Source organism: Moorena sp. SIO3H5, assembly GCF_010692395.1.
Lineage (GTDB): Bacteria > Cyanobacteriota > Cyanobacteriia > Cyanobacteriales > Coleofasciculaceae > Moorena.
Map to the genome: position 1 here is coordinate 1 of NZ_JAAHHS010000345.1, position 8307 is coordinate 8307.

At 42.2% G+C, this 8307-nt stretch carries 3 protein-coding genes; all 3 read left to right on the forward strand.

The features are described 5' to 3' along the window. A partial coding sequence (locus tag F6K52_RS27605) for an acyl carrier protein (protein ID WP_293085955.1) occupies nucleotides 1–388 on the forward strand: 388 nt, incomplete at its 5' end. A gap of 22 nt (nucleotides 389–410) precedes the next feature. Further along, complete coding sequence (locus F6K52_RS27610; RefSeq protein WP_293085960.1) at nucleotides 411–6440, forward strand: type I polyketide synthase; 6030 nt, start codon at nucleotides 411–413, stop codon at nucleotides 6438–6440. Between the two features lie 12 nt (nucleotides 6441–6452). Then, nucleotides 6453–8307, forward strand: a 1855-nt coding sequence (locus F6K52_RS27615) for a type I polyketide synthase (protein ID WP_293085963.1), incomplete at its 3' end; no start/stop codon positions are given.

Genomic DNA, 8307 nt, shown 5'->3' on the forward strand with positions numbered 1-8307 from the left:
AGTCCCTAGCGAACGGCGCTCACTGCTAGTGGCTCATGTTCGTCATCAAGTAGGTCGAGTTTTGGGAATTAGTGATTCACACTCAATAGGTTTAGAACAAGGCTTTTTTGACTTGGGCATGGATTCTTTAATGGCTGTAGAATTCAGAGGTTGTTTGCAAAAAAGCTTGGGAATTTCTGTTTCTTCAAATGTTATATTTAACTACCCTAAAATAGAAGCTATTGTTACCTATTTAATACAGAATCACCTAGAGTCATACTTCCAAAAAATAGATGAAATAAAAGTAGATGAAATAAAACATATAAATAATTTGGCTGAACAACTAGAGAATATGTCTCAAGAGAAAATTGTTGAACTACTGGCTGAAGAACTAGATTTTAAAAACTAAATAACTAAATTAAGTAAATAATATGATTAAAGCTGCTAAAACTGACAATTTGGAATTGATGAAAAAGGCATTGGTTGAGTTGCGTCAAACCAAAGCCAAACTACATGCTTTGGAAAATGCCAAGACTGAACCAATTGCAATCATTGGTATGAGTTGTCGATTTCCTGGAGGAAGTAAAGATCCAGAAGCCTTTTGGAATATGTTGTGGAATGGTGTGGATGCTGCTACTGAAGTACCAAAAGAACGATGGGATATTGATAAATACTACGATCCCAATCCAGATGCTCCTGGGAAAATGTACACTCGTTATGCCAATTTCTTGGAGAAGGTAGATCGGTTCGATCCTCAATTTTTTGGCATTTCTCCTCGGGAGGCAACGTGGATGGACCCTCAGCAAAGACTTTTATTGGAGCTTGTTTGGGAAAGTCTCGAGTATGCTGCTGTGTCTCCTACTGAATTGATAGGTAGCCAGACAGGTGTATTTGTGGGCATGATGACCCATGATTACGCTCAATTAATCAGTAATTCAGGCAAGATAGAACCTTTCTTTGGCACTGGAAGTGCAACTGCTGCTGGCAGACTAGCTTATTTTTTAGGAGTACATGGACCTACCCTAACTGTAGAAACTGCTTGTTCATCTTCTTTAGTTGCCTGTCATTTAGCCTGTCAAAGCTTACGCGATCGAGATTGTAATTTGGCTTTGATAGCAGGGGTTAACTTAATTCTTACACCTGATGTAAGTTTGTTTGAATCTCGCGCTCATATGAATTCCCGAGATGGTCGTTGTAAAGCATTTGATGCCTCTGCTGATGGTATAGGACGTGGAGAAGGATGCGGGGTAGTTGTACTCAAACGGCTATCTGATGCTGTTGCAGATGGTGACAATGTACTAGCACTGATTAGAGGTTCTGCAGTTAACCATGATGGTCCTAGTAGTGGTTTAACAGTACCTTATGGGCCAGCTCAGGAAAAATTAATTCACGAGGCCCTCAGTAGTGCCCAGGTAGATCCAGTTGTTGTGGATTATTTGGAATGCCATGGAACGGGAACATCTTTGGGAGATCCCATAGAGGTAGAAGCTTTGGCAGCCATATATGGCAAAAATAGACCTCAACAGCAACCTTTGGTGATAGGTTCAGTGAAAAGCAATATTGGTCACACTGAAGCTGCGGCAGGAGTTGCAGGTCTAATTAAAGTAGTGCTTTCATTAAAAAATGAGAAGATCCCACCCCACTTACATTTCAAGCAACCGAATCCTCATATTCCTTGGGCTAAACTTCCAGTAGTAGTGCCCACAGAAGGTCAATCTTGGCAAAAAGGGGAAAGAAAAAGACTAGCAGGAGTCAGTTCTTTTGGTGTTAGTGGAACAAATGCCCATGTCATATTAGAAGAAGCCCCAGCTCAAGTAAAAAGTAGTGGAGATATCCCAGAACGTCCACTACACATATTAAGCTTATCAGCCAAAACACCACCTGCCCTCACAGAACTAATCAAACATTATCAGCACCATCTAGAAACAAACAAAGAAGACAGCCTAGCAGACATCTGTTACACAGCCAACACCGGACGCGCTCAATTTCAGCATCGCCTAGCAGTAATAGCCTCCAATCAAAAAGAATTATTAGCCAAACTACGACAACATCAAAGTGGAGCCGAACCAACAGGAGTATACCAAAAACAACCCGACCGACTCACAACCAAACCCAAAACTGCATTCCTATTCACAGGTCAAGGTTCCCAATATGTGAAGATGGGACAGGAATTATATCAACAAGCATCCGTATTTCGTCAAGCCATAGACAAATGTGACCAAATCCTCACAGGAGAACTAGAACATCCCATCACCAAAATCCTGTACGACAGCTCAATACCATCAGAACTACTAGACCAAACAGAATATACCCAACCAGTAATATTTGCCCTAGAATACGCCTTGGCCCAGTTATGGCAATCATGGGGAATCAAACCAGACATAGTAATGGGTCATTCTCTAGGAGAATATGTAGCAGCTTGCATTGCAGGAATATTCTCCTTAGAAGAAGGACTAAAACTGATAACCAGGCGAGGAAAATTAATGCAGCAGTTGCCAAGCACAGGAGAAATGGTATCAGTGAGGGCATCAGAATCGTCAATCAGAGAAAAGATAAGGGAATATAGAGAAGAAGTAGCAATAGCAGCCATAAATGGAGAAGAAAGTGTAGTCATATCTGGAGCCACAACAGCCATCACAGAAATAGTAAGTAACTTAGAATCAGAAGGAATCAAGACCAAAAGGCTACAAGTATCCCACCCATTCCATTCACCATTAATGGCACCAATGTTAGCCGAATTTGAACAAGTGGCCAATCAAGTAAATTACAATCAACCAAAAATAGGAATAATATCAAATGTGACAGGAGAGAAAGCCGAGGCAAGTATAGCAACAGGCAAGTATTGGGTAAATCATATTAGTCAACCAGTGAGATTTAGTCAAAGTATAGAGACATTGGTAGAAGAAGGAGTAGAAGTATTCTTAGAAATAGGAGCGCAACCAATACTGTTAGGGATGGGACGTAGTTGTGTATCAACAGAAGAAGGAGTGTGGTTACCATCACTGCGAAAGGGAGTAGATGAGTGGGAGTCAATGTTGTGTAGTGTAGGAAAGTTGTATGTGGAAGGAGGGGAAGTAGACTGGTTAGGAATGGAGAGAAATTATCAGAGGCAGAAGGTGGTATTGCCTACTTATCCCTTCCAGCGACAGCGTTATTGGATAGATACTTCCACAAATCAAGAGCAGGATGCCAGTGGCTCAGAAAATATTAGTAGTTCTGTTGTCAATCTCATTCATCAAGGCCAAACAGAAATCCTGGCTCAACAACTCGAAACAGTGGGAAACTTCTCATCCAGTGAAGTTGAGTTGCTACCAAAAGTACTAAAATTGCTGGTTAAACAGCATCAGCAACAACTTAAAACATATACAATTAAAGATTCGCTATACGAAGTAGAATGGATAAGTAGAGGACGTTTAGGCAAGCTACTACCTCCAGACCAAATTCACCCCCCCAGAGAAATAGAAAAACAGTTACATCAGACCATAGCAGAATTAGTAACTCAGCCCGAGTTGAACAGCTACAAAGACATCCCGGCTCAACTAGAAGAATTGAGCGTAGAATATATAGTGCAAGCACTTCAGCAGATGGGTTGGCCATACAAACCAGGAGAATACTTCTGTGTTGATGAGCTGGCTCAACGTTTAAGCATAGTTCCCAGTCACAGACGATTATGCCAGCGAATACTTCAGATATTGACAGAAGAGAAAATAGTTGCCCAAACTCAACAAAAGTGGCAGTTATTACAAACCTTAGAAGAAGTTAACCCCAGGGAAAAAAATCAGGAACTACTGACGAAAAATCCATCAGCCCAGGCAGAATTGAAACTGCTAGACCGCTGTGCCTCTGAGTTAAGTGGAGTATTACGAGGAGCAATAGACCCAGTACAACTGGTGTTTCCGGAAGGAGATTTAACCACAGCAACCAGTCTCTATCAAGACGCTCCACCAGCCCAAGTGATGAACACCATAGTAAAAAAAGTCATAGGTAAAGCAGTAGAGGAATTACCACAAAGCCGAGGCATACGGGTACTGGAAATCGGAGGAGGAACAGGAGGTACAACCAGTTATATTTTGCCCGCACTCAATGGCAGCCAAACAGAATATATGTTTACGGATATAGGAGCACTATTTACCACCAAAGCCAAAGAAAAATTTTCCGATTATAAATTTGTGAATTATCAAACTCTGGATATAGAAACCGACCCAATCGCACAAGGATTTGAATCAAATTACTATGATATCGTAGTGGCAGCCAATGTACTCCATGCCACCACAAAAATGCATCAGACTATGACAAATGTCAGAAAACTGTTAGCACCAGGAGGGATGTTAGTGCTACTAGAAGCAACAAGTCGTCAGAGGTGGATAGATTTAATATTCGGGATGTTAGAAGGATGGTGGAAATTCCAAGATTATGATTTACGACCAGACTATCCACTGCTGAGTCGGAATCAATGGAAAAAATTGCTCGGGGAAACAGGTTTTACGGAAGTGGTAGCCATACCAGAAGTGGAAGGAATGTCGGAAACTTTTTCCCAGCAGGCAGTAATTATAGCTCAAGCCGATAGAAAAACCTTAGAGTCAAAATCATCAACATCCAAGAGTTGGCTAATTTTGGCAGACGAACAAGGAGTAGGTAATTCCTTAGCCAGTCAACTGCGTTCCATGGGACAAGTGTGTACCCTGGTGTTTCCCGGACAACAATATCAACAAATTGCTGCTGAAGAATTTACAATCAACCCCAACCACCCAGAAGAATTTCAGCAACTCCTCGCGGAGGTAGCATCGGACTCATCAAGCTTACATGGAGTAGTTCAATGTTGGACAATGACAGGGACAGACAGTACCAACATCAGTTCCCAAGAGTTAGAAAACATTTCTCAACTAGGTTGTGGTAGCACATTATCCTTAGTGCAGTCCTTAGTCAAAGGAGAATTATCCCAACTACCACGGTTATGGTTAGTGACTTGCGGAGCACAACCAATACCACAGACAAAGTCATTACTTCCAGGAATGATCCACTCAACAGTTTGGGGCATGGGAAAAGCAATAAACTTAGAACATCCAGAACTCAACTGTGTGCGGATTGATTTAGACCCTCAGCAAAGTGTCGAGACTCAAGCACAGCAACTGTGGTTAGAAATTTGGTCACAGGACAAAGAAGAGCAGGTGGGATTGCGAGGGGATAGTCGTTATGTGGCTCGTTTAGTCCATAGTCAGTATAGTTCACCAGTGGTTCCCACTCTTTTGAGTCAGGAGAAGACTTACTTAATTACAGGAGGTCTAGGAGGTTTAGGTTTATTGGTAGCTGGTTGGATGGTGGAGAAAGGAGCCCAGCATTTAGTGTTGGTAGGAAGAAGGCCACCGTCACCGGAGGTGGTGAGCCAATTAACCGAGTTAGAACAAGCTGGAGCAGAAGTGGTGGTGGAACAAGCAGATGTGTCAGAATGGACAGCCATCAACAGGGTCTTATGTCGGATAAATGAGTCAAAGTTTCCATTGGCAGGAGTGATTCACTCGGCAGGGATGTTGTCGGATGGTGTATTACAGAATCAGAGCTGGTCAAGTTTTGAAAAAGTAATGGCTCCGAAGGTTCAAGGGGCTTGGTATTTGCATGAATTAACCAAAGACCAGGAGTTGGACTTTTTTGTGATGTTTTCTTCGGCAGCATCTCTACTGGGTTCTCCAGGCCAGGGGAACCATTGTGCAGCGAATGCTTTTCTAGATACATTGGCTCATTATCGTCGGGGGATGGGGTTAACTGGGCTGAGTATTCATTGGGGTGCAGTGTCTCAAGTGGGAGAAGCTGCTGCTCGTGGTGCTGACCTGAAATTACAGGACAAAGGTATGGAGGCTATAGCTCCGGCTCAGGTGATAGAAGCTCTAGAGCTACTAATGAGTGGTTCGGGTGTGGAAGTAGGGGTAGTGCCCATTGATTGGTCGGTGTGGCAGGAACAAACTGCCAAATCTCTGTTCTTGTCAGAGTGTGTAAACACAGCCTCAGATTCTCCTTTGTCTCAACCAGAGTTTCTGCAGCAGTTGGAAGCTGCAGTCCCTAGCGAACGGCGCTCACTGCTAGTGGCTCATGTTCGTCATCAAGTAGGTCGAGTTTTGGGAATTAGTGATTCACACTCAATAGGTTTAGAACAAGGCTTTTTTGACTTGGGCATGGATTCTCTGACCTCTGTGGAATTGAGGAATAAGTTACAAACCAGTTTAGGTTGCTCAATGCCATCAACACTAGCTTTTGACTATCCTACAGTTAGAGATGTAGTAGATTACTTGGCACAATATGTACTAGAGGTAGAAGATGCCACTCCTGTTCTCAGTAGTTCAAGAGAAAGTGAGAAGAATGAAAAACAAGAACAGTTGTTAGCTAAAACAAAAGAGCTTCCTGAAGAGCGGCTAGAAGAACTGATTGACCAAAAACTAAATTTATTGATCGAAGAACAAGTCAAGTGAGGTATTGAACCAATGAAAAATTCATCAACAAATAAGATTAAACAACTAACTCCTTTGCAAAAATCGTTTTTGGTAATTGAGCAGTTGCAATCAAAGCTGGATACACTGGAGGCATCTCAAAAAGAACCAATAGCGATTATTGGTGTTGGTTGTCGCTTCCCAGGAGGTGTATCTACCCCAGAAGCTTTCTGGGATATGTTACATCAAGGAGTAGATGCTATCACTGAAGTACCAAAAGACCGATGGAATATTGATGAGTATTACGACCCTGACCCAAAAACTCCTGGCAAAATCTACACCTATCACGGTGGTTTTATTGAGCAAATACAGAATTTTGACCCTTATTTTTTTGGTATATCTGGTCAAGAGACAATGTTCCTTGACCCTCAACAACGCTTGCTTTTGGAAGTGTCTTGGGAATCCTTAGAGAATGCTGCAATTAATCCTCAGCAACTGGCGAAAACGCATACAGGTGTTTTTATAGGTATTTGTAGTAATGACTATGCTCAAATAGCAAGCTCAAATACCAAGGAAATTACCGCCTATCTCGGCAGTGGAAATACACACAGTACTGCATCAGGGCGACTTTCCTATACTTTAGGTTTTATAGGACCAAATCTAGCAGTAGATACTGCTTGTTCTTCTTCTTTGCTTAGTGTTCATCTTGCTTGCTCCAGCCTTAGAAATAAAGAAAGCAATTTAGCTCTTGCAGGAGGAGTTAATCTGATAATTTCACCATTAACCCATATTAACCATTCTAGAGCCCGTATGCTTTCCCCAGACGGTCGGTGCAAAACTTTTGATGCTAAGGCTGATGGCTTTGTTCGCAGTGAAGGATGTGGTATAGTAGTACTCAAGCGACTCTCTGATGCGATTGCTGATGGAGACAACATTATGGCAGTGATTCGTGGAACAGCTATTAACCAAGATGGTAGTACAAGTGGCTTAACAGTTCCTAATGGTATATCACAGCAGGCTGTTATTCGTCAAGCATTGGAAAATGGGGGAGTAGACCCAGCGACTGTCAGCTATGTGGAAGCCCATGGCACAGGAACTTCTTTAGGAGACCCTATTGAAGTAGGAGCTTTGGGGAGAGTATTTCAAGAAACTCACTCCCAGGAGGAACCATTGATAATTGGTTCAGCTAAAACTAACATTGGTCACACTGAAGCTGCAGCAGGAATTGCAGGTTTGATAAAGATTGTATTGCAAATGCAACATCAAGAAATTGCACCTCATCTGCATTTCCATCAGCCAAATCCCTACATTAACTGGCCAGAATTGCCACTATATGTGCCTACCCAAGCAATGCCTTGGCAAATAAACGGCAAACCTCGAATTGCTGGAGTAAGTTCTTTTGGTTTTAGTGGAACCAATGCCCATGTGGTATTGGAAGAAGCTTCTTCTCAACTCACAAGTCACAAGTCACAAGTTAAAAGAGAAGAATTGTTAGAACGCCCACTCCATATAATAACACTTTCGGGCAAGACAGAAAAGGCTCTTGAAGAATTAGTTGGTCGCTATCAAAATCATTTAGAAACTCATTCACAGTTAGAAATTGCAGATATTTGTTACACAGCTAATACAGGACGAGCCCATTTCAACCATCGCCTGGCAATTATTGCTTCTGAAAAACAAGAATTAAGAGAAAAACTGCTTCAAATTAAAGCAAGGGAGCAAGAAGCAGGAGTCTTCTCTGGGCAACTACCTAAGACCAATAGTTCATTGAAAGTAGCCTTTCTATTCACAGGCCAAGGTTCCCAATATGTGAAAATGGGACAGCAATTATATCAACAAGCATCCGTATTCCGTGAAGCCATAGACAAATGCGACCAACTCCTCACAGGAGAACTAGAACATCCCATCA

What these genes read in the sequence shown, in the direction of transcription:
- F6K52_RS27610 (WP_293085960.1), top strand. Translation starts at nt 411, where the DNA reads ATGATTAAAGCTGCTAAAACTGACAATTTGGAATTGATGAAAAAGGCA.